Annotated in this window: 16 protein-coding genes; 11 read left to right on the top strand and 5 right to left on the bottom strand. The window is 43.4% G+C overall.

The window, feature by feature from the left end; all coding sequences use genetic code 11:
- Positions 1-8: 8 nt before the first annotated feature.
- From ACO6S2_RS16270 to ACO6S2_RS16255, 4 genes are all read left to right on the top strand, one after another.
- The gene (locus ACO6S2_RS16270) at positions 9-4,064 is read left to right on the top strand and encodes an Ig-like domain-containing protein (protein WP_422359621.1); all 4,056 of its coding nucleotides are present in this window, start codon (positions 9-11) and stop codon (positions 4,062-4,064) included.
- Positions 4,065-4,074: 10 nt separating this feature from the next.
- On the top strand, positions 4,075-6,462 hold the full coding sequence (locus ACO6S2_RS16265; protein ID WP_422359620.1) for a carbohydrate-binding protein: 2,388 nt from the start codon (positions 4,075-4,077) through the stop codon (positions 6,460-6,462).
- Positions 6,372-6,686: a T9SS type A sorting domain-containing protein gene (locus tag ACO6S2_RS16260; protein ID WP_422359619.1), complete on the top strand. Its 315-nt coding sequence runs from the start codon at positions 6,372-6,374 to the stop codon at positions 6,684-6,686. The genes ACO6S2_RS16265 and ACO6S2_RS16260 overlap by 91 nt, the downstream gene beginning before the upstream one ends.
- A 252-nt stretch (positions 6,687-6,938) precedes the next feature.
- Entirely contained in the window at positions 6,939-8,303 is a 1,365-nt protein-coding gene (locus tag ACO6S2_RS16255; protein WP_422359618.1) for a T9SS type A sorting domain-containing protein, read from the top strand.
- Here the strand turns inward: ACO6S2_RS16255 and ACO6S2_RS16250 are convergent.
- The 3 genes from ACO6S2_RS16250 to ACO6S2_RS16240 are packed head-to-tail and all read right to left on the bottom strand — an operon-like array spanning position 8,300 to position 11,112.
- Positions 8,300-9,091: an alpha/beta hydrolase gene (locus tag ACO6S2_RS16250; RefSeq protein ID WP_422359617.1), complete on the bottom strand. Its 792-nt coding sequence runs from the start codon at positions 9,089-9,091 to the stop codon at positions 8,300-8,302. The two genes, ACO6S2_RS16255 and ACO6S2_RS16250, sit on opposite strands and share 4 nt — an antisense overlap.
- The gene (locus tag ACO6S2_RS16245) at positions 9,091-10,209 is read right to left on the bottom strand and encodes a Zn-dependent alcohol dehydrogenase (RefSeq protein ID WP_422359616.1); all 1,119 of its coding nucleotides are present in this window, start codon (positions 10,207-10,209) and stop codon (positions 9,091-9,093) included. The genes ACO6S2_RS16250 and ACO6S2_RS16245 overlap by 1 nt, the downstream gene beginning before the upstream one ends.
- A 6-nt stretch (positions 10,210-10,215) precedes the next feature.
- Positions 10,216-11,112: a phytanoyl-CoA dioxygenase family protein gene (locus ACO6S2_RS16240; RefSeq protein WP_422359615.1), complete on the bottom strand. Its 897-nt coding sequence runs from the start codon at positions 11,110-11,112 to the stop codon at positions 10,216-10,218.
- Positions 11,113-11,249: 137 nt separating this feature from the next.
- Between ACO6S2_RS16240 and ACO6S2_RS16235 the strand changes: the two genes are divergently transcribed.
- Entirely contained in the window at positions 11,250-12,089 is an 840-nt protein-coding gene (locus ACO6S2_RS16235; RefSeq protein ID WP_422359614.1) for an AraC family transcriptional regulator, read from the top strand.
- Here ACO6S2_RS16235 and ACO6S2_RS16230 read toward each other — a convergent pair.
- On the bottom strand, positions 12,086-13,627 hold the full coding sequence (locus ACO6S2_RS16230) for a hypothetical protein (RefSeq protein ID WP_422359613.1): 1,542 nt from the start codon (positions 13,625-13,627) through the stop codon (positions 12,086-12,088). The genes ACO6S2_RS16235 and ACO6S2_RS16230 overlap by 4 nt on opposite strands.
- Positions 13,628-13,888: 261 nt before the next feature.
- On the opposite strand from ACO6S2_RS16230, the gene ACO6S2_RS16225 reads away from it, so the two are divergent.
- From ACO6S2_RS16225 to ACO6S2_RS16210, 4 genes are read left to right on the top strand one after another with little or no spacing between them, the layout of a single operon-like run.
- Positions 13,889-17,128, top strand: a complete 3,240-nt coding sequence (locus ACO6S2_RS16225) for a DUF1553 domain-containing protein (protein ID WP_422359612.1) — start codon at positions 13,889-13,891, stop codon at positions 17,126-17,128.
- Positions 17,129-17,132: 4 nt separating this feature from the next.
- Positions 17,133-18,620, top strand: a complete 1,488-nt coding sequence (locus tag ACO6S2_RS16220) for a DUF1501 domain-containing protein (protein ID WP_422359611.1) — start codon at positions 17,133-17,135, stop codon at positions 18,618-18,620.
- A 23-nt stretch (positions 18,621-18,643) separates the two neighbouring features.
- The gene (locus ACO6S2_RS16215; RefSeq protein ID WP_422359610.1) at positions 18,644-19,747 is read left to right on the top strand and encodes a twin-arginine translocation signal domain-containing protein; all 1,104 of its coding nucleotides are present in this window, start codon (positions 18,644-18,646) and stop codon (positions 19,745-19,747) included.
- Complete coding sequence (locus ACO6S2_RS16210) at positions 19,744-21,093, top strand: c-type cytochrome domain-containing protein (RefSeq protein ID WP_422359609.1); 1,350 nt, start codon at positions 19,744-19,746, stop codon at positions 21,091-21,093. The genes ACO6S2_RS16215 and ACO6S2_RS16210 overlap by 4 nt, the downstream gene beginning before the upstream one ends.
- Before the next feature lie 69 nt (positions 21,094-21,162).
- Here the strand turns inward: ACO6S2_RS16210 and ACO6S2_RS16205 are convergent, their stop codons facing one another.
- A complete protein-coding gene (locus tag ACO6S2_RS16205; RefSeq protein WP_422359608.1) occupies positions 21,163-21,798 on the bottom strand; it encodes a response regulator transcription factor in 636 nt (211 codons plus the stop codon).
- 643 nt (positions 21,799-22,441) lie between these two features.
- Here ACO6S2_RS16205 and ACO6S2_RS16200 point away from each other — a divergent pair.
- A complete protein-coding gene (locus ACO6S2_RS16200) occupies positions 22,442-24,868 on the top strand; it encodes a PAS domain S-box protein (protein ID WP_422359607.1) in 2,427 nt (808 codons plus the stop codon).
- A gap of 35 nt (positions 24,869-24,903) precedes the next feature.
- A complete protein-coding gene (locus ACO6S2_RS16195) occupies positions 24,904-25,431 on the top strand; it encodes a chemotaxis protein CheW (RefSeq protein WP_422359606.1) in 528 nt (175 codons plus the stop codon).
- The last annotated feature ends 4 nt before the right edge of the window (positions 25,432-25,435 follow it).

Below are 25,435 nucleotides of genomic sequence, written 5' to 3'. Positions count from 1 at the left end.
AATCAACTATGAAAACGAACCTAAAACTAGGCTTTAACCTCATTTGCTTTCTACTTCTGAGCGTATCACTATACGCTCAGAACGTGGAGGTAGATGTCAATTTAAATATCAAACATGAAGTGGGTGGCATATCGGATTTCGGAAGAGACCGACACATCACACTTCACTCTTCTCTCGTCGAATCCGATTGGGTCGACGAACTCGATAAAATGGACTATTTACTCAATGACCTGGATGTATATCTGGGGAGAGATAATGGTAGCGCCACATGGAAATTTCAATATTCTGCAGAAGATGAGGACAATCCTAATCACCATGATCCAGATAGTTTGACTGCTTTTGCTGACTGGTGGAAGACTGAGTACGAGCGCATTCTTACAGATCATGGTACCAAATCGTTTGAAAATAGAACGGTAGGAATGATTCAGGGTACGAATCCTCACCCGACCTATCCGACCTTGTCCTATTGGTACATGTGCGGATCGGAGTGGGGTCGAGCCAATGGCTACGACTGGTTGCCACAGGATATCGAAACCTCCGCCGATTGGATGGCGCAATACCTTGACGACTTCTTTGTGGAGACTTTTGCTGAAGAAGGTGAACTGCTGCCAGAATACTGGGAAGTAATCAATGAGCCAGACATGAAAATGAATACGGGTGCTTTTATGATTACCAGCTGGGAAGACATCTGGGAATATCATAATCTGGTAGCCCAAGGCATTCGCCAAAGACTAGGGGACAAAGCTCCAAAAATTGGTGGTATGACCTGGGGGCTGCACGATTTCTTTGCCGACGATTTGCATAGATCAAGGACTGTGGGTTATTCTGATGCCTACTACGGCAACGGACCGGAAAACGATGCAGCCAAAGCTTACGCACGAGCGCAAACAGAGTCGGCCTATTTGAACCAAACGGGCCCATGGACACAGTGGGATGTGCTTTGGAAAGGGTTTATGGACAATGCCGGTCCCAATATGGATTTTTATTCTGTGCACGTATACGACTGGCCTACTTATGGAGCTGGTGGTGGAGCTACTCGTGCTGGCGGACATACCGAAGCCATGCTCGACATGCTGGAGTGGTATGATGTCAGTCAAAATGGAGTGGCCAATAGGAAGCCTATAGTATTGTCTGAATATGGCGCCGTGCAAGGAGCTTGGGAATATACGCCACATGATGCCAGATACGATTGGGAATCGCTAAAGCCATTCAGTTCCATGATGATGCAATTCTTGGAAAGACCAGATTATATCATCAAGTCCATGCCATTCACACCAGTGAAAGCTACTTGGGGCGATACTGATACCAACGGCGATGGTACACCTGAATATAGATACCAATACACCATGATGCGTGATGACGACATGGATGGTAATTGGGAATGGAGCGATTATATCAAATGGTTCGAGTTGTGGGCCGAAGTTGACGGCACCCGAATAGATACCAAATCTACAGATCCAGATATTCAAGTTGATGCCTATGTGGATGGTGACGATGTCTTTTTGATTCTGAACAATTTGGAACCGGTAGCTAAAAATATCGACTTGAATTTCTTTGGTGCAAGCCCAGGGTTGCAAAATGTAAGAACCAAGCATCTGTACCTCTCAGGCATTCGCGATGTTATGCTAGACGATACCAATGCTACTTCAGCACCTGCATCGGTCAACTTAGCTGCAGATGGAACCATGATATTGAAATATACTTATGCAAGTAATATTTCGATTGATGAGACTTCCGTCGAAAAGAAATTTTATGGTGAAGCGGTAGGGCCAAATGAGCGCGTAGACATTGCTGCTGGGTTCAATACCTTTCATGTCAATAACGTAACGATTCCGATAGATGCGTCAAAGGCTGAAGCCATGCTTCGAATCACGGTAAACCTATTCGATGCGGCGGACGATGAAGTGGGTTTCTTATCCATTGATGAGCTAAAATTCAATGGGGTAGTAGTAGAAGCGCCCTTGGATTGGCGAGGTGGTCAGCAGAAGCGAAGCCGATGGTTCGGTACATTAGAAATTCCTATTCCAGCAAACCTGATTCAGACTAATAATACGATTGATGTGGACTTTCATCATGCAGGAGAAGTCTGTGTGGTCAATCTTTCGACTTGGGATTTTACCACTGCACCAGGCCGATCTGAGGTGGTCACCTCTCCCGATCCAGTGGCTGTCACCAATGTGTCGGTTAGTCCTACTACTTTGTCGTTGACAAGTGCTGGAGCTACGGGTGCTTTGGCGGCGACTATTGAGCCTGCCAATGCCACCAACAAAAATGTGACTTGGAGTACTAGTGATCAAAATATCGCTTCGGTGGATGGTGTTGGAGTTGTGACAGCTGTAGCGAATGGGGCTGCTGTGATCACTGCTACCACCGAAGATGGCGGATTCACAGCCACTTCCAATGTGACCGTTTCTATTTCGCAAAATGTGCCGGTTACTGGGGTGTCATTGGCACCTACGACGCTTGCTTTGCAACCAGGGCAAAGTGCAGATCTGAACGAAAACGTTCAGCCAAGTAATGCATCCAACAAGGCGGTTACATGGAGTACCAACAATAGTAATGTAGCTACAGTCAATGCTGCTGGATTGGTGACGGCAGTATCCGATGGTACCGCTACAATCACAGTGACTACCCAGGATGGGAATCATACCGCTACAGCGAGTGTGACGGTCAGCACGACTCCACCACCTCCGGGCGATATCATTATCGAAGCTGAGCAATTTGCTGCTACCGGTGGAACATTGGACGACAGTCCATATGGTGGTCCTGGATTTGGCGTCAATGCCACGGCCAGCACAATCAACTACGTGAATAACAACGACTGGGCAGAATATAGCATCAATGTAGGCGAAGCAGGTGAATACCAAATCACCTACCAAATATCTACACCGAGCAACGATGCAGCGATCCAATTTTCACTAGATGGACAGGTAATAGCTACCGACAATGTGACCAACAATGGTCAGTGGGATGAGTATTATGCTTTGACAGCAGTCAATACAATTCCTAATTTGACTGCAGGGTTGCACACGGTAAGAATTACCGCGTCTGGAACCAATGAATGGCAGTGGAATTTGGATAAAATTACGCTAAGTAAAGTAGAAGGGCCTGGCGATATAGATGTGACTGGTGTATCTGTAGCACCTATGTCGATAAGCATTGAGGTAGGAGAGACATTCGACCTCAATGAGGCCGTTTCACCTCAAAATGCAACCGATCCTTCAGTTAGCTGGTCATCCAACAATAGTGGTATTGCATCTGTAAATGCCAGCGGATTAGTGACTGGAGTAGACACAGGGTCAACTGCGGTCATTGTCTCCACCACGGACGGCGGATTCACAGCCGCTTGCCAAGTAACTGTGACTGCACCAACAGTGATCCAGCCATTAGTTATTCAAGCGGAGGACTTTGCCAGTACAGGAGGAACGTACCAAGGATTCCAGATCTACAATGTGGGCAGCGTTACAGCGATCAATTATAATCAGACCGGCGACTGGGCTGAGTATAGTGTTAATATCAGTGCGTCGGCCGACTACAACGTGGAATACTTCATGGGTACGACGGTCAACGGTGCAGCAGTTCAGCTCACTGTAGATGGACAAAACATACGAACCGATAATGTGCCTAACAACGGCAATTGGGATGTGTTTGAATCTATGGTAGCTGGAGGCACTGTCAACCTCACGGCTGGATCTCACACCATCAGACTCACTGGAGCAGGCACGCATGGTTGGGAGTGGAATATGGATCGTTTCGTCTTGTCGAGTGGAAGTGCAGGTGCACGAGTGACATCAGGCGTTTCGCAAGCAACAAGTCAACCAATCGAGCAATCGGTTCAGGCTTATCCTAATCCTGTGTCTCATACCTTGAATTTGAGTGGTTTGCCGCATGGTAGCTACACCTTGAGGATGTATGATCTGAGCGGTTCGGCGGTCTTGGATGAGCGCATAGACTATGCCTACAAATATCAATTGAGTACAAAAGATCTATTGGATGGATTGTATTTGCTGAGGATATCAGGTGAAGGTGTAAATGCCAAAATGAAGATAAGAATCAAGCACTAATAAGTAATTCATGGAAGTCATTTCGGAAGTACATCTAATTGGTGCTTTCGAAATGGCCTCTTTTCTATTCACACAAAAACAAAACATCATGATGAGGAAAATACTACTTACATTGATTTTGGCTATCTGCCATCTGGGCGGGGTCAGAGCGCAAGACTGGACCAATATACCTGTGCCTGCAGATGCTGGGTCAGGTAAGACATGGGAGCTTCAGGCCAACGTGTCGGATGATTTTAATTATAATTTCAATTCTTCTTCTCATTCCAATTTTGGTTCGGGAAATAAATGGTACAATTTCTACCACAACACCTGGGATGGCCCAGGGTATACTTATTGGAAGCATAGCAATGTAACCGTAGATGGCAGCGACTTGGTGATCAACGTAGGGTATACATCTGAAAACAGCAAAGGTGGTAGTTATGGTGTGGTATCCGGATGTGTAACCTCCAATGCCAAGGTACAATATCCTGTATACGTAGAATCAGCGATCAGCGTGGCTAATATTTCACTGGCTTCCTGCTTTTGGCTATTGAGCCCAGATGATACGGAAGAGATCGACATCATAGAAAACTACGGCGGTGTGAATGGATACAAGCATCTCACACACATCAGTCATCACTCCTTTGTCAGAAGCCCCTTTACCGATTATCAACCTAGAGACTGGAATTCATGGTACCCGGACAGTAGAGTGTCTACCAGCTATGGCTGGGGAGATTGGTGCTACAACAACGGCAACAGACGCTACATGCGCATGGGTGTATATTGGATCAGTCCAAAACATTTTGAGTATTACATAGACGGAGAATTGGTAAGGGTAATGTATTACAATGCCATTGCAACCAAATACAATGGCACTTGGCAGTATACCTATTTCAATTCCATGAATTGGAATGTCAATGGATACAACTTACCGACCAACAATGGATCTGGCTATACTGATGTCACTACGCATGCCACGTCCAGTACATACAATTTTGCCACGTTGCAAGCTGCTTCTAATGCATCCAACGGGTACAATGTCATCGACCCGGCCTGGTTTCAGGGCGGTGATGATAGCGATGAAGATGGCAACGGTGTAACGGTAGAAGCCAGAGGTTTTACCAAAGAACTGGACATCATTATCAATATGGAATCTCAGTCTTGGTTGGCGGGATCCACGCCATCAGCAAGTGATTTGGGTAATCCTGCAAAAAATCAAATGAAAGTCGACTGGGTCAGAGTGTATAAACCAGTGCAAGGTAGCAACCATGTTGCAGTGACTGGGGTCAATCTAAGTCCAGCTACATTGAATCTGGAAGTGGGTGACACTGGAAATGTCACTGGCGCTGTCACACCCTCAAATGCTACTGATCAGACCATGACATTTACTTCGAGCGATACAAACGTAGCTACAGTGAATCAAAGCGGCTTGGTTTCTGCTGTTTCGGCAGGATCGGCAACTATCACTGCGACGACTACAGATGGTGCCTTCACCGACACCAGCCAAATCACCGTTACCAATCCTTCGTCTGGCGGGTCAGGCGGTGCGATTGTAATAGAGGCCGAAAACTTCGGAAGCACTGGCGGAACGTACAATGATGGCTTCGTGCCTTTTGGGGCAAACAATGCAGGTACCAAAATCAACTATGTAAATGCCGGCGATTGGACGGAATACGCTATTAATGTTTCCTCTGCAGGATTGTACGATTTGCAATACATGATTTCAACACCGATGACCAATGCGCAAGTTACCTTGCAGGTAAATGGAACTTCAGTAGCTACAGACAATGTACCCAACAACGGTCAGTGGGATGATTATACCAGTCTCAATTCGGCTACTCAGGTCAATTTGCCGGCTGGAGCTGTGACTATCAGAGTGTTGGCCTCAGGCAGCAACGCCTGGCAATGGAATTTGGACAAAATCACTTTATCGGAATCTTCGTCTACGCCACCACCATCCAACGAAGTGAGTCTGACCATTCAGGCAGAGGATTTCGCCAGCACAGGTGGTACTTACAATGACGGCGTGGTGCCTTTCGGGGCCAATGACAATGGCAGTAGTATCAATTTTGTGAATGGTGGAGATTGGATGAACTACAATGTGACGATTCCTGAAGCTGGGACATATACCGTAACGTATTACATCTCAACGCCATTGAGCGGTACCAGCATTGAAATGCAGGTAGGCTCATCGTATCACATGACTACCGTGCCTAACAATGGGGGCTGGAGAGTTATCAAGCGTTGCAGGCCAGTGCGACAGTATACTTTGCAGCAGGCAATCATGTGGTGCAGCTCAAAGGCGGAGCCTCAGATTGGCAGTGGAACTTGGATCGATTTACCCTATATAAACCGGGTAGTGGTGCAAGACTTCGCGACGAAGGTGTTGCTCAGGAGATATCTACCATTAACATTCTAGCCTATCCGAATCCAGTTTCATATGCGCTCCACCTAAAAGGTTTGCCAGAAGGAAACTATAGTTTGAAAATGTACAACTTGAGTGGATCAATGGTTTTGAATCAAGAAATCAATTATGTAAATCAGTTCATTTTGGACGTAAACGACCTTAGGAATGGAATGTATGTTCTGCGAGTACGTGGAGGTGATATTGATACCCGATTGAAAGTGAAGGTTAAACATTAATTTTAGTTTAGAAGAGAGATCCCCAGCGGCAGTGTTGCTCCTGGGGATTTTTTTTGTACAAGCTTGTCAGATATTAGGAGTATTCGGGTATTCTGTATTTTTGATGTATGCTTTGTATCGGTTTATAATGAGTTATTTAGGCCCAACTGTACAATGTCTAGTCTATTATTCAGTTTTGGTCTAGTACGAAAATTGGGAGTTTTATCCATGAATGACCACTTTTATGATTCATTAGCATTAAGAGAAAAAGTTATGAAGAGAAAGGTTGTGATTTTATTTGTATCGGTGAGTTTGATATCAGGTGCAAAAGCTCAGGAATGGAGCAATTTTGAAATCCCTGCGAATGCCGGGACAGGTATGCAGTGGGAATTACAAGACGCCCCATCAGACGATTTCAACTATACATTCGCCGAGACAAATCAGAAAACTAATTTCGGAAACGGCAAGTGGTACAATTTTTATCACAACAACTGGGATGGGCCTGGTACAACCTATTGGCAATACGACCATGTGTCTACAGATGGAGATGATTTGATATTGAGGGCTTCAAGAAATCCGAGTACATCTAAAATGGGTGTGCCTGGCATCAATGCGGCCTGTATTACTTCCAATCATCGTGTGCAATATCCAGTATTTGTAGAGTCCAGAATCAGTGTGGCCGATATCACTTTGGCCTCTGATGTTTGGCTTCTGAGTCCGGATGATACCCAAGAGATTGATATCATAGAGTGTTATGGTGGAGACGAAAATGGCAATGAGTTCTTTTCGAAATTCATTCATTTAAGTCATCACTCGTTTATCAGAAATCCATTCACTGATTACCAACCCAGAGATCTCAATAGCTGGTATGAGCAAGAGGGAGTATCCAGCTGGGGTGAGTACTGTTGGAATGATGGTAATAGAAAATACGTTCGTGTAGGCGTGTATTGGATCAGTCCCACACATTTTGAATACTACATCGATGGAGAACTGATTCGAGTATTGTACGATAAAGCCTTTGCTACTAAAAAAGGCCAAACATGGCACTACACCTATCCCACTATGACCGATGGAGAATTAGACTTTGAAGATGGGTGGCAAAAGGCTACGGAACATTCGACCAGTTCAGACTATTTATTCAGCAGCTTACAAGCGGCTTCTGAGGTTTCTACTGTAAGTGTGATTGATCCTTACGAATATCAAAATGGGGATGGTATGAACAAAGAGATGGATATCATCATCAATGTGGAGTCACAAGATTGGCATGTAGAGGCTGGTCGTACGCCTACAGACGCTGAACTAAATGACCCGGCCAGAAATATAATGAAAGTGGACTGGATCAGAGTTTATAAACCTGTAGCCAGTGATGAAAACATATTGGAGGCCAATCCAGAGAAACATGGTTCTATTCAGCTGTTTCCCAATCCTGCGCAAGACAGTATTCATCTGAATGGTTTGGAAGATGGGGCCTATCAACTAAAAATTTATAGCTTGAGTGGTAAAGAACTCGTAAATGAAGATATCGTTTTCGCTTCAGATTATCGATTCAATACCCAAGGCTTATCCGATGGATCCTATTTATTTAGATTGATAGGAAAAAGAAAGGAATACAGCCAAATACTAAATGTACTACATTAAATGTCACTAAAGAATTTTAGTGTATCCTTCAAGTGTTCGGCCCAGTAGGGCCACTCATGCTTGCCTTCAAACTCTTCATAAGTATGAGTTATCTGATGTTGATTGAGTTGATTGTGTAAGTTGCGATTATACGCTATAAGTAAATCGTGTTTGCCACAATCGAAGCGTAGGGGAGGCAGCTTGCTTTTTTGAGCAAGTATAGTTTGAAAAACGGACTGGTCTTTTCCATCTTTTTGTAGATATGCTGTTAGAGGTTCTTCCACAAATAGTTTCATCTGATCAATATCGGTAATAGAGCTGTGTGCTGAGATGCCTTTATATTGATTAGCATATTTTGCACCTATGCGCAATGCACCATACCCACCCATGGATAGACCTGAAATGAACCGGGTTGATTTTTTAGAAGCTTCTGGAATCAATTCCATTACAGCATCCACCACATCTTCGGCAATCCACTTTTCATAGTCTACCCCGCCATGAGACACGTAGCCCGAGCCATCGCCCCAAAGCCCGTCAGAAGGCATAGCCAAAATCATGGGTTTTATTTCTCCGTTGTCAATCATACGCTGGGCCGTCAGATGTGCTCCGGCTTTCATGGCCCAGATCCATGCGCTACCATATACGCCATGAAGGAGTGTCACAATCGGCAGGTGCTGGTGCTCTCCCATGGGCACAAATACGCAAATGTCGCCTCGGCCCTTCAGGTGAGTGGACTTTACGGTGATAAAGCGAAGCCCATTCGATTCAAAAGGAGTATCGGATATTTCGGTAGTTCTAAACTTGCTCATCAATCAAATACGATTACACCCTTGGCATTTCTACCCGCCAGCATGTCGTCGAACGCCTGCTGTACATTTTCCAAAGGATAGGTTCTGGTAATCATTTCATCCAGCATGAGATCACCTTTGGCATATAAGCTAGTCAATTTTGGAAAGTCGATGTGAGGTCTACACTGTCCATAGAGCGGGTTGATGTACACCTTGTCCCATTCAAATAGTCGCATATCAACCGTTATTTCTTCTTCGATGCCGCTTACCTGCACAGCAGTTCCGGCATTTCTAATCATGGCCAATGGCGCAGCACCCAAAGCCGGAATAGCCGTACATTCGAAGGCATAGTCTGCGCCTCGCCCTTGAGTCATGGTTATTACCTGCTCGGCGGCTTTGGTTAGGCCTAGATCTTCCTTATCCGCTAACAAAGTATGTGTTGCACCAAATTTCTTGGCCATTTCTAATCTTTCTGGATTGATATCAATAGCAATGATCATGGCAGCACCAGAGATTTTAGCACCTTGAATAACGTTTAAGCCTACACCGCCTGTTCCTAGCACCACGACCGAACTGCCGGGGCTCATTTTGGCGGCATTCACCACAGAGCCGTAGCCGGTCATCACTCCGCAGCTGATGATACTGGCCGAAGGCATGGGCATGGATACGTCCATTTTCACACAAGCCGAGGCTTTGACCAAGGTATATTCCGACAGGGTGCCGATGTTGAACGATCGCTCTATCGGTTGGTCATTCCATTTTGTACCTTCTAAATCTGCATGACCTGGCGTATAGCCATTGCCTCCGGTGGTCACGGGAGAGTTGTTTTCGCAGATGTGCTGATTGCCTTCCTGGCACTGGAAGCAGGTCATGCAAGGCGTCGCCCAATTCAAGATGACGGCATCGCCAGACTTCAACTCGTTCACTTCAGCCCCTACTTGCTCTACGATGCCAGCCCCTTCATGGCCCATCACAATGGGTTTTCCCCAATTCAGAGAGTCGTGATCGGTATGGCAAAGGCCTGCTGCTTTTATTTTTACTAACACCTCGTCTGGCTTAGGCGCCGCTACCTGGATATGATCTATAACGAAGCTGCCATCACCTTTTGCAATGGCAGCTTTACATCTAATGGCTTTCATCTTGGACTAAATATCTTTTGGATCAAACAGTAGCGGAAAGAAACGACCACCCATTTTTTGCCCAGCGGGAATCGTAGGGACACCTTTCAACAGAGGCTCATCAGCATTCGATTTGGTGCCATCTGCAAAGACATTCAAGACAAAAGCTCGTCTGGAGTTCTCAGATCGATTTTCATACGATCCATGCACCATCAAGGGGTGGTGAAATGAACCATAACCTTTTGGCATCTCTATGGCTACTTTTTGATTGTACTCTGCGATTTGAGATTCAGATAAATGATCTTTGAGACTATCCATGTTGCCTGCCAGGTCAATTTTTTCCAACAATTCCCACTGATGACTCTTCGGGATATACTGAAGACAGCCGTTGTCTGTGTTTGCATCATCTAGCCCAACCCAGCAGGTCAAATGCTGCATGGGTGACGTACGGGTCCAATAGCTGTAGTCTTGATGCCAGGCTACCACCCCTCCATGTTTCGCAGGTTTACAAAACAACTGATCATGCCAAAATCGAACGGCTTTGTTGCCCAGCAACTGACAAGCCGCTACTACAAATCTGGGGTTCCAGAGAATATCATGAAAACCTTTTTCTATTCTCCAGTGACCCAAAGAATGAAACAATACAGCGTTGGGATCTGAAGACTCGTTGCTATGAAATTCATGAAACAGATCGTGTTTTGGGTGACTCACATCGACGAGTCTGGCTAGTTCTTCATTTAGCAGGTCTACTTGTTCTTCTTCGAGTAGCTTTATACCGGCCAGATAACCTTCTTCGTTGAAAAAATCAACTTGATCTTGGGATAGACTGTATTTATCCCACGCTTCACGTGCTGATATTCTAGGAAACATGTCAGAAATCATTTCTGAATGTTGAGAGAAGTCTCTTTCTAATTCTTGTACCATAGTAGTAATTTCAATTAATCAGACTTCAAATTTGATTGAATCAAAAGCAGTGTTCTTCAATTATTCTGTCAAATAAATTATGTATTATGTTGTGTAGTTCATTAATTATGTATTTATATCTGATAAATACATAATTAATGAAAGCGGTTTTAGAAAAAGTTGAAGTAAAGGACGAAGGGTCGATTGCAGCTTTCAATTTTAATAGAGACAGATTTGATGCGCCTTGGCATTTTCACCCTGAGATTGAACTTACTTACATTTTGGAAAGTAAAGGGATGCGGTATGTGGGTAATAGCATTGAGATATTCACCCCGGGAGATTTGGTTTTATTAGGGTCTAATTTGCCGCATTGTTGGGTCAATGACGATAGACACGGGAGTCGAGCGTCCTCATTGGTGATTCAATGGCCTGCCATTATTTTTAACAATATCCCGGAATTTCAACAAATCATGCGCCTACAGCGCGAGGCAGAACGAGGATTGAAGTTTACTTCTGAAAGCTATCCCGACATAGTAGGAGCCATGAAGGCAATGATAAGTGAGTCACCAATCAAACGCTATATTTCTTTAATTGAGATGTTGGAATCATTAAGCATAGCTCCAAAAACTTATCTGGCGGGAGCTTCTTATACCTCGGATTTATCCACCGATACCAACAATAAAATCGATCAAGTCCAGTCTTTTGTGGCCAATCATTATCATGAAAAAATCAAATTACTTGATGTAGCTTCGGTTGTGAATATGAGTGAACAAAGTTTTTCCCGCTTTTTTAGCAAGGTCATGAATCGGCCATTTTTTGTGTTCCTCAATGAATACAGAGTCCATTTGGCCAGTCGACTACTGCTGGAAACAGATTTGCAAGTAGCCGAAATTGGCTACAAGTGTGGCTATGAAAGTCTGCCTTTTTTTTATACACAGTTCAAAAAGTTCAAAACTTATAAGCCACTTGAATTCCGTAAAATGTATCGTAAGATCTAAACCTGATTGATGAATTCCACTAAATTATCTTCTTTTTTTAGTCTCAACTTCTTCCTTAGTCGGTACCTCGACGTCTGTGCACTTTCGGCGGAAATCCCAAGTAGAGTTGCCATTTCTTTGCCTGTGAAATCCAGTTTGAGTAGGGCACAGATTTTCAAATCATAAGGTGTAAGATTGGGAAACTGATTTTTGATGTTTTTATAAAAATCGTTGTTGACGGTTGTAAATCGTTTTTCAAACTCCAACCAACTCTGATCTTTGTTCAATCCTATTTCCTTGATCAGTTTGCCAGCCTCATTGGACATGGATTCTTTTTGAATCCTGCTCAGTCCATTTTTTAAATTTGAGAGCAATTCGTCCTTGGCTATAAGTTGGAGAGTCGAAAGGGTAAGCTCTTTGTTTTTTACCGACAGAATTTCTTGCGACTTTTCTGCCTCTTTTTGTTTTTCTACCTCTAGTGCTTTTTTCTCAGCTTTATGCTTCGTTCTCCAATATTTGAAAATGAAAAGACCAGCGGAGATCAAAAATCCTATGGATAAAATGAGTAGAAAGATTTTTAAGTCAGCAATTTGCTGTTCTTGTTCTAATGCAGCAAGCCTTCGCTCTTTTGCGAGTTGGGCATTCCGCTCTTGCTCCAGTCTGAATTTGTCTTTGATTTCGAGTAGATGCTTATTGTTGGGGCTGCGGCTACTATAGAGGTATTCATTGATTTCGTTGGCAAGTTTGAGGTATTCATTGGCCTTTTCAGGCTTACCCCAGCGACTCATTAATTGGGATAATTTTTCATACACATCTGGTACGAAATTGAGGTGACTACTATGCCTTTGAGCAGCTTTAAGGGATTGTATATAGTAGGCGGTGGCTTGTTCAAATTTCTGTTGAGCCGAATACAAATCGCCTTGATAGGAAAAGAAAATAGGAGAAAAATCAGGACTGCTTTGTGTTACTTGATTTTCAATTTGCTTAAAAATCTGTTCAGCTTGCTCGAACTTTTCTTCCTGTACGTACAAATGACCTCTTTCTACTGTTGTATACAAGTTCATAGCTTTATCGCTTTGGAATCGCTCACAACTGTCCAGATAGAGGTGTGCAATCTTGGGCTTTTGGTCATATTTATAATGAACTGCCAATGGAAAATAATTTTCACTCAGTGCTGAGCGGTCGATTAGCCCCTTTTTTACAAGGTCGAGATTAATATCCAATGATGCTAAATAGTATTTTAGTGCTTCGTCACGCCGCTCATAAAGGCTATAGAGGATGCCTAGCCCATTGTAACTAGCAGCCTTCGATTGCTCATCTTTTTTTTGGTCTGCCAATAAGAGCGCCTTCCAGTACCCATCGTAAGACTTGGAATAATTGACTCGATTGCAATAGACGCCAGAGAGATGATTAAGCACCTGAATAGCCAGAAGAGTATCTCTTGATTTGAGCGCATTATTCCACTTAGTATTTAGCGCACGGGTTAATGTATCTTCTTGGCTTTGGTAGATCCATAGTTTATAACTGCCATCTTTATGTTGACTTAAACCTATGCTCATGGTCATAGATAGAAGAAGGCTCAATGTAATTTGTTTTGATGGACAAAGTCTATATGTTCTTTTCACTGCTATGGTGTTGAATTCACGCTAATCCTTATCAAATCTCATCAAATAGGACTTTTTATACTCGCAAACTAAAAGAAAATTGTGAGTTGTCTATATCAAGTCTATGCCAAATTTCAGGTTTGTAAGAGTGATATGTACACATTTGAAATTGGGAATGGAAGGAATTGCACTTCCTGAATTGATTTTAATGCACGCATGAAGAACCAAAAATTTTGTCTTTCGCTGGTAGGGTTTGTAATGGTTTTAGGGCTCCAGAATTGTAGCCCTTCATTACCTGAAGGTGTAGAGGTAGCCTATGAAAAACTACCTCAATCATTAGATTTTAATATACATGTCAAACCGATTTTATCAGACAAGTGTTTTGCTTGTCATGGTCCAGATAAGGGAAAAATAGAGGCTGGCCTTCAGCTACATGATGCGAACACCGCCTACGGAGAGCTACCTGAATCACCGGGCAAGCGAGCAGTAGTGCCAGGCAATTTGTCGTCCAGCGAGTTATTTCATCGCATTGTATCAGACGACCCTAATATGATCATGCCACCGCCTGCTAGCAAGATTGAATTGTCTGATTATGAGAAGGCTGTACTGACTAAATGGATAGAAAATGGTGCCGAATACAAGCCACACTGGGCTTTTGAGAAACCTGTCAAGCCAAAACCACCTGCGGTCAAATTTGAAAAGCAAGTCAACAATGTCATAGATCAATTCATACTAAAAAGACTTGACGAAGAGGGTTTAAAGCCTGCAAAATCATCCGATCGATCGCTCTTACTCCGTAGGCTTTCGTTGGATTTGACAGGTCTGCCACCAACGGTAGAAGAGATTGAAAATTTTGTCAATGATCATTCACCAACTGCCTACGAAAAACAAGTAGATAGACTGCTGGCTTCACGTCACTATGGGGAAAAGATGGCAGTTGATTGGATGGATTTATCTCGTTTTTCTGATACCTATGGCTATCAGGTGGATTTCTATAGAGACATGAGCCCGTGGCGCGATTGGGTCATCCAATCATTCAACGACAATATGCCATACGATCAGTTCGTGACTTGGCAGTTGGCCGGCGACCTATTGCCAAATGCTACCACCGAACAAATTCTCGCAACTGGGTACAATCGCCTACATGCTCAAAACTCGGAAGATGGTATTATCGAGGAGGAATACCGAGTCGAGCAGGTGATAGACCGCACATCGGTAGTTGGTCAGGGACTGATGGGACTGACGGTGGCCTGCGCCAGATGCCACGATCATAAGTATGATCCTATTTCTCACAAAGAGTTTTATTCGCTTTACAGTTTTTTCAATAATGTAAATGAGTCAGGCCAAATATCGCGTGACCCTATGGACATACCTGTACCAACGCTATTGATTCCAACTGAGGCACAAACAGAGGCAATTGCATACCTGAAAAAAATAGAGCAAGAACAGGAGGCTAAATTGATGATCACAAAAAGTGAAAATGAAGCCGATAAATGGATAGCTGCTGGTAGTTTTAGACAATTGGCTAAATCCAGTCTAAATCAGGGTATGGTTGCTCACTTTAGTTTGGAGGGCCATTTGAAAAATACCATCACTGGAAAGTCTGGCCAAATGGCTAGGATGTACACTGATACTGAACCTGCCATATTTAGGCAGTCAGAGGGACGAAGTGGTCTACACATTAATGGCGACTCCTGGCTTGATTTGAAGCCGGTAGGGATTTATGGTAGGGATGAAGCTTTCAGCATCGGGCTTTGGGTCAAATTGCCAGACACGCTCAAAGAAGGCGTGATCTTTCATAAGAACAAAGGTGTAAGACTGCATGGTTACAAAGGCTATCATCTGTATTACCGCGAAGGTAAATTGGAAGTCATGTTGGCTCATACCTGGCCAGATAATGCCATCGAGAAACTAGGGACGAGAACCGTTCCAACTAATGAATGGGTTCAACTGACCCTGACCTACGACGGATCCAGTCATGCAGAAGGTGTCAAGCTCTACATCAATGGAGAGGAAGAAGTGATGACTGTCAAAAATGACAATCTGTATAAGGACATTCTTTTTCATGACTATATAGATGAGATTTATCCAGAACCGTTGGAGCCGGGACTAAAAGTAGGAGGTAGATGGAGAGGGTTCGGGATCAAGGATGCCATTGTCGACGATATTATGGTATACAGTCGAGAGCTGACCGCCTTTGAAGTGCTCCAACTCACTGACAACCAGAGAGGTAATGACATACTCGCCAAAGCAGCTGATGAATTGACTGCATATCACAAAGCATTGCTCAGTGAGTATTATTGGAAAAACATTTCTGGAAATTATAAATCTTCTCTGGAAGGACTTCAAAAAACAAGAGCCGTGTTAGCTGATAGCATGGATGCTGTGAAGGAGGTCATGGTGATGAAAGAAATGCAAACGCCACGACAAGCCTATGTGCTACTACGCGGCCAATACGATAATTATGGAGAACCAGTATCACTAGATACACCATCAACCATTTTGCCTATGGACGATAGCTTGCCTAAAAACAGACTGGGTTTGGCGAATTGGTTCTTTGATAAGGACCATCCATTGACAGCACGTGTGGCAGTGAACCGCTATTGGCAGCACTTATTTGGGAGGGGGATAGTTAGAACCAGCGAAGATTTTGGTAATCAGGGTGAGCTGCCTAGTCACCCAGAATTGTTGGATTGGCTGGCCATTTGGTTTATGGAAAACGAATGGGATGTGAAAGCACTGCACAAACTGATGGTGATGTCGGCTACTTATCAGCAGGATACGTATTGCAGTCCTGAGCTGAGGGAGAAAGACCCAGACAACGTGCTGTTGGCCAGAGGTCCGCAGGCAAGACTTACCAGTGAAATGATTCGCGACAATGCCTTGGCTGCAAGTGATTTGTTGGTGCCTCAAATTGGAGGTGAGAGCGTCAGGCCTTATCAGCCCGAAGGATTGTGGATTATGAATTCAAACAAGTATGAGCCAGGAAGCGGAGACGATTTATACAGACGCAGCCTGTATTCTATATGGAAACGCTCCGTGCCACTGCCTACCCAGGCCACTTTTGATCAGCCCGATCGCAATGAGTGTACCGTTCGAAGACAAAAAACCAATACGCCATTACAAGCTTTGGTTTTGCTCAATGATCCCACTTTCGTGGAAACCTCAAGAAAGATAGGAGAGCAGATCACCCAAGCAGATGATTCAGCCGAGGCAATACGACAAACTTTTGTAAAACTAACAGGCAGAAAACCTGCGGCAGAAGAAATGAATCTGTTACAGGCATTGCAACAAGATGAATACAAGAAGTTTAAAGCAGACGAGACACGAGCCAAGGGTTGGTTGGAAACAGGCGTCTACCGAGTAGACCCATCACTCGATACAAATCTGGTGGCTGCCAATGCTGTCGTAGCCAGCGTGATCCTTAATACAGACGCTACCATTACTAAAAGATAAATACATGTGCCATCATCACGATATCATACGATCCGGACATCAGGATCTGCAAGAAGAAGAAAAGAAAATTGACAGAAGACAATTTCTGACCAAAACTTCATTAGGGTTAGGGGCTATGGCTTTGGGTTCGCTGTTAGGAATGGACAAGCTCTACGGAGCCGCTCCTTCTCCATTGTCGGGAAATGGATTAACAGGACTGCCTCACTTTATGCCGAAGGCCAAGCGAGTGGTTTATTTGTTTCAAAGTGGAGGGCCTTCTCAGTTCGAGACTTTTGATTATAAACCCAAGTTGGCAAATATGTTTGGTCAGGATTTACCAAGTTCGGTTAGAGGCGGTCAGCGATTGACAGGCATGAGTGCCAACCAGTCGTCATTGCCCATTGCACCTTCGATGTACAAGTTCGATCAATATGGCGAAAGCCGTGCCTGGGTGAGCGAATTGATGCCACATACCGCTGAAGTGGTGGATGAGCTGTGCTTCATCAAGTCCATGCACACCGATCAGATCAACCATGATCCGGCCATCACCTTTTTTCAAACCGGCCATCAATTACCAGGCAGACCGTCGATAGGATCCTGGATGAGCTATGGTTTAGGATCAGACAATAATAATCTGCCGTCATTTATTGTACTCAATTCTAAGAATGCTAATGGGCAACCATTGTATGCCAGACTTTGGGGCAATGGCTTTTTGCCTACCCAGCATCAAGGGGTGCAGTTTCGATCTGGTGCCGATCCGGTTTTGTTTTTGAACAACCCTGAGGGATACGATGGCAAGGACCGAGGGGAAATGCTTGAATACCTCAGGCAAATGAATGAAGTGCAACAGAGCGCGTATGGTGACCCTGAAATCAATGCCCGTATTGCTCAATACGAAATGGCTTATCGCATGCAAACTTCCGTGCCAGAGATCACTGATATGTCAGACGAACCAGATTATATCTATGATATGTACGGGGAAGACAGTCGAGATCCAGGAACCTACGCCGCCAACTGCCTGCTTGCCAGAAGGCTATTAGAAAAGGATGTAAAATTTGTACAGCTGTATCACAGAGGTTGGGATCAGCACCTTCATTTGCCAAGTGGTATCAGCGGGCAATGTAAGAAGACTGACCAGCCCACCGCTGCGCTAATCAAAGATTTAAAGCAAAGGGGATTGTTGGAAGACACCCTTGTCATTTGGGGAGGTGAGTTTGGTCGAACCGTATATTCTCAGGGCAAACTCTCGGAAACAAATTATGGACGCGACCATCATCCGAGATGCTTCACCATGTGGATGGCTGGTGCCGGCGTGAAGTCCGGTTTTACTTACGGTGCCACCGACGATTTTAGCTACAACATCACAGAAAACCCGGTGTCGGTACATGACTTTCATGCCACGCTTATGCACCTCATGGGCGTAGATCACGAGCGGCTGACCTTTAAGCATCAAGGTAGGCGGTTCCGACTTACTGATGTACATGGTCATGTGGTAAAAGATATTTTGAGTTGATGAGTTTGAAAAATGATAAACGAATGAACACAAGAAGAAACTTTTTAAAGAAAACAGGACTGGCCGCTGGATTGGCAGCTGCTCCATCATTTGGGTTTAATATCATCAAAAAGGTACGGCCTGAAGAAGAAATATTAGGCCATGGTGATTATAAATATCGATTGGTTCGGGATTGGGCAAAGATGGATCGTATGAGGTTTCCCTTGCTCAATTGCCATGAAATGATCATGGATAGCCAAGGTAGACTAATCATGTTAGGTGATCATCCACGCAACAATATCATCATATTTGACAAATCTGGCAGGATGCTGGATTACTGGGGTACAGCATACCCGGGCGGACATGGACTGACCTTGTCCAAAGAAAACGATGAGGACTTCTTGTTTCTGACAGACTCTGGTTGGTACAAGGACAAGAGAGGACAATGGGTCAGCCACAATGGGCGTGTGTCAAAAACAACGACCGACGGCCGAGTGGTATTTGATATAGGGCATCCTCAGACCATGGGTATTTACAAGCCAGGTGAGTATTTTAGACCAACAGAAGTGGCGGTAGCACCGAACGGTGACATCTATGTGGCCGATGGCTATGGTGCAGACTACATTATCCAATACGACGCCCACGGTCGATATATACGACACTGGGGTGGGCATGACAACGACAATACCAACTACAACCTCAGCAATGCACATGGGGTGGCTATTGACCTCCGTGATCCAAAAAATCCAATGGTGGTTTGTACCTCTCGTAATGAGAATGCCTTCAAGTTTTTTACCCTAGACGGAAAATTCATAAGTATGCTGACGTTGCCCAATATGTATGTCTGCCGTCCTGTTTTTGACGGGCCGAATTTGTATGCGGGTGTGTGCTGGTCGAAACCCAAAGGTGGCATTTTCGATTGGCAAGCGCATACTGGATTTGTGACAGTGCTGGATGGAGACAGGGTGGTTTCCAATCCAGGTGGTACTGCTCCAGAATATATCAAAGGGGAATTACAACCCAGTTATCAATTGGCTCACAAGCCATTCAATCACGGACATGATGTGTGCGTAGATGAGGATAAGAATTTATACGTCTGCCAGTGGAATGCGGATCAAACGCCGCCCATTAAACTAGAAAGAATATGAATGTGCCAGATATAGTTGTGTTTTTAGGGAGGTTTCATCCCTTGGTTGTGCATTTGCCAATAGGCATTTTGCTGCTCGCTTTTCTGATGTGGAGTTATGACTTCTGGAAGAAATCAACGGCATTCAGCCAGGCTATTGCTTTCAGCTTGCTACTGGGCACATTAGGTGCTGCAGCCTCTTGTTTGATTGGCTATATGTTGTCGCTATCTGGTGGATATAGCGATCAGGCCTTGAATTGGCACATGTGGGCTGGAATAGCCACCACGGCATTGGCTGCCTGGGCATATTTGTCTTTTACTTTAAAGCTGAAAAGCAACAAAAATGAACATATCCGATGGGCTTCCCTTACGTTGATGGTGATCGTGTTGTCAATTACTGGTCACCTTGGGGGTAACCTAACACATGGAAGTGATTACCTGACTGAGTATGCGCCAATAATAGGCGAGCGAGCCAATCAGCTGCCACTGCCTAGGCAGGTAGAGGCTGCTATGGTGTACGATCATATCGCCAAACCTATCATTCAGGCCAAGTGTGTTTCATGTCATAGCGATGAAAAAAAGAAGGGGGGCTTATCTATGGTTGATGCAGCATCCATGATGAGAGGAGGAGATTCTGGAAGCCTCTTTGCACAGCCTTTCACCGAAAATGAAGTGCTCAGACGTATTCATCTCTCCGAATCTGACGAAGACGTGATGCCACCTAAAGGCAAAACACAGCTGACCGAAGAGGAGAAAAAAATATTGGCCTTTTGGTTGAAGCACAGTGGAGCTTTTGGTTTGGCGCTGGATTCTATTGGCAATGACAGTATCAATCATTTGGCTGCGGTATACCTGGGGCTGGCTCAAGGAGGATATGATCAGGCGCAAATGATAGCACTGGATAGTGTGCCGCGAGCCACGATTGAAAACTTAATCACAGAAGGAGTGGTCATTCGTGAATTGGTCGCAGGATCAAACAGCTACGATGTGCGAATTCCGTCTTCAGTTGGTCATGATAAAGGAATTGAACTGCTGAAAAAACTTGAACCATTATTCGAAAACATAATTTGGCTACACCTATCAGGGTTGGGTTTAAAGGATGAAGAGCTGACCTCAGTGGAAACCATGGATAATCTCGTCAAGCTTCGTTTGGATAATAATGATTTGACCGATGAGGGCATCAAGGTCTTATCAAATATGAAAAGCCTTGAAGTTTTGAATGTCTATGGAAATACGCTTACCGATAGTTGCCTGGTAAATCTATCTGATGTAAAAAACTTAAAAACAGTATATGCCTGGAAAACTGGGATAACGGCGCCTCGGCTTGGTAAAGTGATGTTAATAGGTGCCGAATCAAGTATAGAATAATGCTGTTACTGTTTGATTAGATAACTAAATTCTGAAATAATGAGAGTATTAATTATACAAGCAAAATAATCACACCAGCTTCTTCTCCATGCTTATTTTTACAAGCTGAGCGCTGTTATTAACTTTCAGCTTTTTCATGATATTTCTACGGTGGGCATCTACGGTTCTTGTGCTTACGAATAGCTTGGAGCCAATTTCCTTATTAGTGGAGCCATTGACCAACTCTTTTAGAATTTCCTTCTCCCGGCTAGTCAAGGAAGCTTTTATGCTTGACCCAAGGCTTTTTCTTTCGATGAGAGATGAACCCACAATTTCCATGACAGATGGAGTGTAAAACAATTTTCCCTCTGCAATTTTTTCAATAGCATGGATTAATTCATCTTCATTGGAATTTTTAGGAAGGTATCCTAGAGCACCTGCTTCGAAAGACTCGAGAATGTTTTCTTCATCAAAATAAGTAGATAGCATAAGCACGTTGGTGCTTGGATGGAGTTTTTTTACTTCTGCAGCTACTTCTATTCCAGTCATTCCAGGCATCGAGATGTCGGCAATGAGGACATTAGGTTTTAGGTCTTTGACCAATTCCACCGCTTGGAGTCCGTCGGTAGCTTCTCCTACAATTTCAATGTTTTTTCCACCACTGATCAATAGTTTGATGCCTTTTCTAACTATTCCGTGGTCATCAGCTAGTACAACTTTAATCATGAGATAAAGGGTTAGGTTTAGGTTTTTCTTACTTGCTGCTTTTCTAAATCTAAAAAAATAAAATGTCTTTTGTCTTATTATGAGCGTTTGATTTTAATTTAATTAGTAAGAAATATATACTCAAATTCAGGTATTTGTCCGAAAAAGACAGTGTAATCAGATAAGTGTTTACGACAAGTTGTATAGGCTGAATCACCTAGCGGGCTTAGTTTTAAATCCTTATTTAGGAACACTTTAGTTTATGTGTTTTAAACGCTAATTGTTCCTTTTCCATGCAATAGAAGTTGATTTTAGATAAAAATAATCTTAGGAAACCTAGAGTCGAATCAAAAGACTGTGTTGTCATTTCTAATTATGGTTAGATAAAATTTAGGCGGATTATGCTATTGATCGATTCTAGTATAGCATATAGATTTATTTAATAATTAAAATTAAATAACCTCATAAACTGCCTAAAATGATTTCGCTTGTTCCACCAATAGTAAACAATTTCTCATCAGCCTAGACCAGATAGGGTCAAATCAAGTGACAGATTCTTTTCAATAGCTATGGTTACGATTCTCGTCCGCGAATAAATCAATCACTTTTCACAATCAAATAGCAAATATGCTTGAGCATATCAGGGCTAACAAAAATTAAAAAAATGAGTACAAAAACCACAAACACCAAATCTTCGGAAAACGGGGCCGCAAAAAAAGACAAAAATGGAAATGATGCCCTACTTCAGAGAGTTGCACAACTAGAAAGTGAGCTGGAAAGTACAGCTATGAATAGTTATATGAAGAATGCCGTGAATTCAGGGTGGGCTTCTATTGAGTTTACTCCCGATGGCATTATTCAGGAAGTCAATGACAATTGGGTGAATACCTTAGGGTATACAGAAAAAGAGATGGTGGGTCAGCATCATCGTATGTTTTGTGATCCAGAATATGCGAAATCTGCAGAATATAAAAAATTCTGGAAGGATTTGGCAGATGGAAAGATCAACTCAGGAGAATTCAAAAGGTATAAAAAAGGAGGTGAACCATTTTATATTAATGCCAGCTATACGCCAATAAAAGATGATCATGGCACAGTGGTTCGTGTTATAAAAATCGCCGCTGACATTACTAAAATGGTTGAACTCCGTGATCAGGGTGAGGCAATCAAAGCTGCTGTCGACACTGGATGGGCTTCTATTGAGTTTACTCCTGATGGAATCATTCAAGCAGCCAACGAAAATTTCTTATCCACCACAGGATATAAAGAAGAAGAAATTATTGGCCAGCACCACAGAATGTTTTGTGAACAAGAATATGCGAACTCAGCATCCTATGCAGATTTTTGGAAGTTGCTCGCCAAAGGAGAAACCAATGCAGGTGAATTCAAGAGGTTAACAAAAAATGGAGATCAAATATATCTTCAAGCCTCTTATACTCCAATAAAAAATAAAAACGGTGAGGTCGTCAAGGTAATTAAAATTGCTACAGAGGTTACTGAACAAAAGAAAAGAAATGCAGACTATGTCGGACAGATCGAAGCAGTAAAAAAGGCACAGGCGGTCATTGAATTCAATTTGGACGGGACCATCATAGATGCCAATGAAAATTTCTTGAATGCTGTTGGTTATAAGCTTTCTGAAATAAAGGGGAAGCATCATAAGATATTTTGCGATGCTGAATTTTCATCTTCAAATGCTTACAAAGAGTTTTGGGCAAGTTTGAATCGCGGTGAATACACAAATGGTGAGTTTGAAAGGTACGATAAAAATGGAAATTCACTCTGGCTTCAGGCCAACTATAATCCGATAATGGATTTGAATGGAAATCCTTTTAAGGTAGTGAAATACGCTACTAATATCACCGCTCAGAAGCAAGCTATGCACGAATTGCGCCGAGTGATTCGGGTAGTAATAGACGAAGGTAATTTAAGAGAACGAGCAGATGTTTCTAGTGCTACAGGAGCCGAGTTGGAGTTGCTTAAATCCATCAATAATTTATTGGAGGGAATTGCTACGCCGGTATTAGAAGTTAGCGAGATTATTTCGGCTTTGGCCAATGGAGACTTGACCCAAGAAGTAAAATTGGATAGCAAAGGGGATATACGATCCATGGCAGAAGGGCTCTCTTCGGCTATGCTCAACCTAAACAACCTTCTACTTGACATTAATGAAAGTAGTACGTTACTAGCCTCGAGCTCGGAGCAGATGCTAACGAAGAGTGATCAGATGCAAGGCACTACCCAAGAAGTGGCCTCGGCTATCGGCCAGATGGCAGAGGGTGTTCAGGATCAGGCTAGGCAAATAGATGAATCATCCAAGCTCATAGAGGCAGTAAGACAAGCCTCAGAGAAAATGGCAGGTCAGGCTGAGACGATTAATGTAGCAGCAAATACGGGCCAGTCGAATGCCAAGCGAGGGATGAATACTATTCAGAAAGTGGTAGAAAGCATGTCGCAAATTGAGGGCTCAGCGAACATAACCTCCCAGTCCATTGATGTCCTCACTCAGCGATCTGAGGAAATCGCCCGAACCTTGAATGTCATTACCGATATTGCTGGTCAGACCAACCTACTTGCACTCAATGCCGCTATCGAAGCAGCAAGAGCAGGTGATGCTGGTAGAGGATTTGCCGTCGTTGCGGAGGAAATACGAAAGTTGGCAGAGGATTCCAGAACCTCAGCAGGTGATATCGAGACAGTAATCAAGGCCGTGGAAAAGGATATTTCTCAGGCGGGCAAGGCCATTCAAGAAATGGGAAATAGTGTGTCGTCAGGTAATGATGCTTCCAAAGAAGCAGAATCGGTTTTCATTGAAATTGACCAATCCATATCTGAAACACTTGGGCTTTCAGAGGAGGTTCTTGGCGCAACCGAAGATCAAAAATCAGGCATTGAAGAGACGGTCAAGAATATCGAGAAGATTGTGATTGTATCTGAGGAAACTTCATCAGGTACAGAGGAAATTGCTACCTCTTCCAAGGACTTGAGTAATGGTATGACTGAGTTCAATTCGTCTAGCAAGGGTCTCGCAGATATTGCCAACCAATTGCAACAAGGAGTTTCAAAATTCAAGTTGAGGGCTAGCGCCTAATCAAAATAAAATGTAGAACATCAAATGTATCAAACATGGAACTAGCCAATCAAGAAGATGTACTAGAGCTTGAAGATCAGGAACAAGAGGTTGAAAAGGGAATTAGAATTCAACTCATTGTCTTCAAGCTTGGAGAAGAAGAATATGCACTTCCAATTGAACAAATCAAGGAAGTGGTATTGACACCCCGTATATCACCTATGCCTCAAACTCCAGATTATGTAAAAGGCATAGCGAATATTCGAGGAAATGTGATTGCAATTATGGACTTCGAACAAAAATTCGGTTTGAAACCAAACAAAAAGAAGTTGAATAATGGAACGGTAAACTATACTCTGGTCATAGAAAGCGAGGATCATAATGTAGGAATATTAGTGAATGACGTACCCAACACTTTATCCGTGCTTTCTTCCAAAATCGACGACTCATCAAACATTATTCAACATACGAGTTTGGACGAATCGGTGATCAAGGGCGTGGTCAAGACTAAGGAAAAGATGATCATTTTGATTGACGTGATGACAATGATGAGTTCGGGAGAATTAAAAACAGAAGTAGCCTAAATAT

The organism is Reichenbachiella sp., from assembly GCF_965233835.1.
GTDB lineage: Bacteria > Bacteroidota > Bacteroidia > Cytophagales > Cyclobacteriaceae > Reichenbachiella.
The sequence above is the reverse complement of the archived record's forward strand: the minus strand, read 5'-3'. Positions and strand labels throughout refer to the sequence as shown.

What these genes read in the sequence shown, in the direction of transcription:
- ACO6S2_RS16270 (WP_422359621.1), top strand. Translation starts at nt 9, where the DNA reads ATGAAAACGAACCTAAAACTAGGCTTTAACCTCATTTGCTTTCTACTT.
- ACO6S2_RS16265 (WP_422359620.1), top strand. Translation starts at nt 4,075, where the DNA reads ATGGAAGTCATTTCGGAAGTACATCTAATTGGTGCTTTCGAAATGGCC.
- ACO6S2_RS16255 (WP_422359618.1), top strand. Translation starts at nt 6,939, where the DNA reads ATGAAGAGAAAGGTTGTGATTTTATTTGTATCGGTGAGTTTGATATCA.
- ACO6S2_RS16250 (WP_422359617.1), bottom strand. Translation starts at nt 9,091, where the DNA reads ATGAGCAAGTTTAGAACTACCGAAATATCCGATACTCCTTTTGAATCG.
- ACO6S2_RS16245 (WP_422359616.1), bottom strand. Translation starts at nt 10,209, where the DNA reads ATGAAAGCCATTAGATGTAAAGCTGCCATTGCAAAAGGTGATGGCAGC.
- ACO6S2_RS16240 (WP_422359615.1), bottom strand. Translation starts at nt 11,112, where the DNA reads ATGGTACAAGAATTAGAAAGAGACTTCTCTCAACATTCAGAAATGATT.
- ACO6S2_RS16235 (WP_422359614.1), top strand. Translation starts at nt 11,250, where the DNA reads ATGAAAGCGGTTTTAGAAAAAGTTGAAGTAAAGGACGAAGGGTCGATT.
- ACO6S2_RS16230 (WP_422359613.1), bottom strand. Translation starts at nt 13,627, where the DNA reads ATGAGCATAGGTTTAAGTCAACATAAAGATGGCAGTTATAAACTATGG.
- ACO6S2_RS16225 (WP_422359612.1), top strand. Translation starts at nt 13,889, where the DNA reads ATGAAGAACCAAAAATTTTGTCTTTCGCTGGTAGGGTTTGTAATGGTT.
- ACO6S2_RS16220 (WP_422359611.1), top strand. Translation starts at nt 17,133, where the DNA reads ATGTGCCATCATCACGATATCATACGATCCGGACATCAGGATCTGCAA.
- ACO6S2_RS16215 (WP_422359610.1), top strand. Translation starts at nt 18,644, where the DNA reads ATGAACACAAGAAGAAACTTTTTAAAGAAAACAGGACTGGCCGCTGGA.
- ACO6S2_RS16210 (WP_422359609.1), top strand. Translation starts at nt 19,744, where the DNA reads ATGAATGTGCCAGATATAGTTGTGTTTTTAGGGAGGTTTCATCCCTTG.
- ACO6S2_RS16205 (WP_422359608.1), bottom strand. Translation starts at nt 21,798, where the DNA reads ATGATTAAAGTTGTACTAGCTGATGACCACGGAATAGTTAGAAAAGGC.
- ACO6S2_RS16200 (WP_422359607.1), top strand. Translation starts at nt 22,442, where the DNA reads ATGAGTACAAAAACCACAAACACCAAATCTTCGGAAAACGGGGCCGCA.
- ACO6S2_RS16195 (WP_422359606.1), top strand. Translation starts at nt 24,904, where the DNA reads ATGGAACTAGCCAATCAAGAAGATGTACTAGAGCTTGAAGATCAGGAA.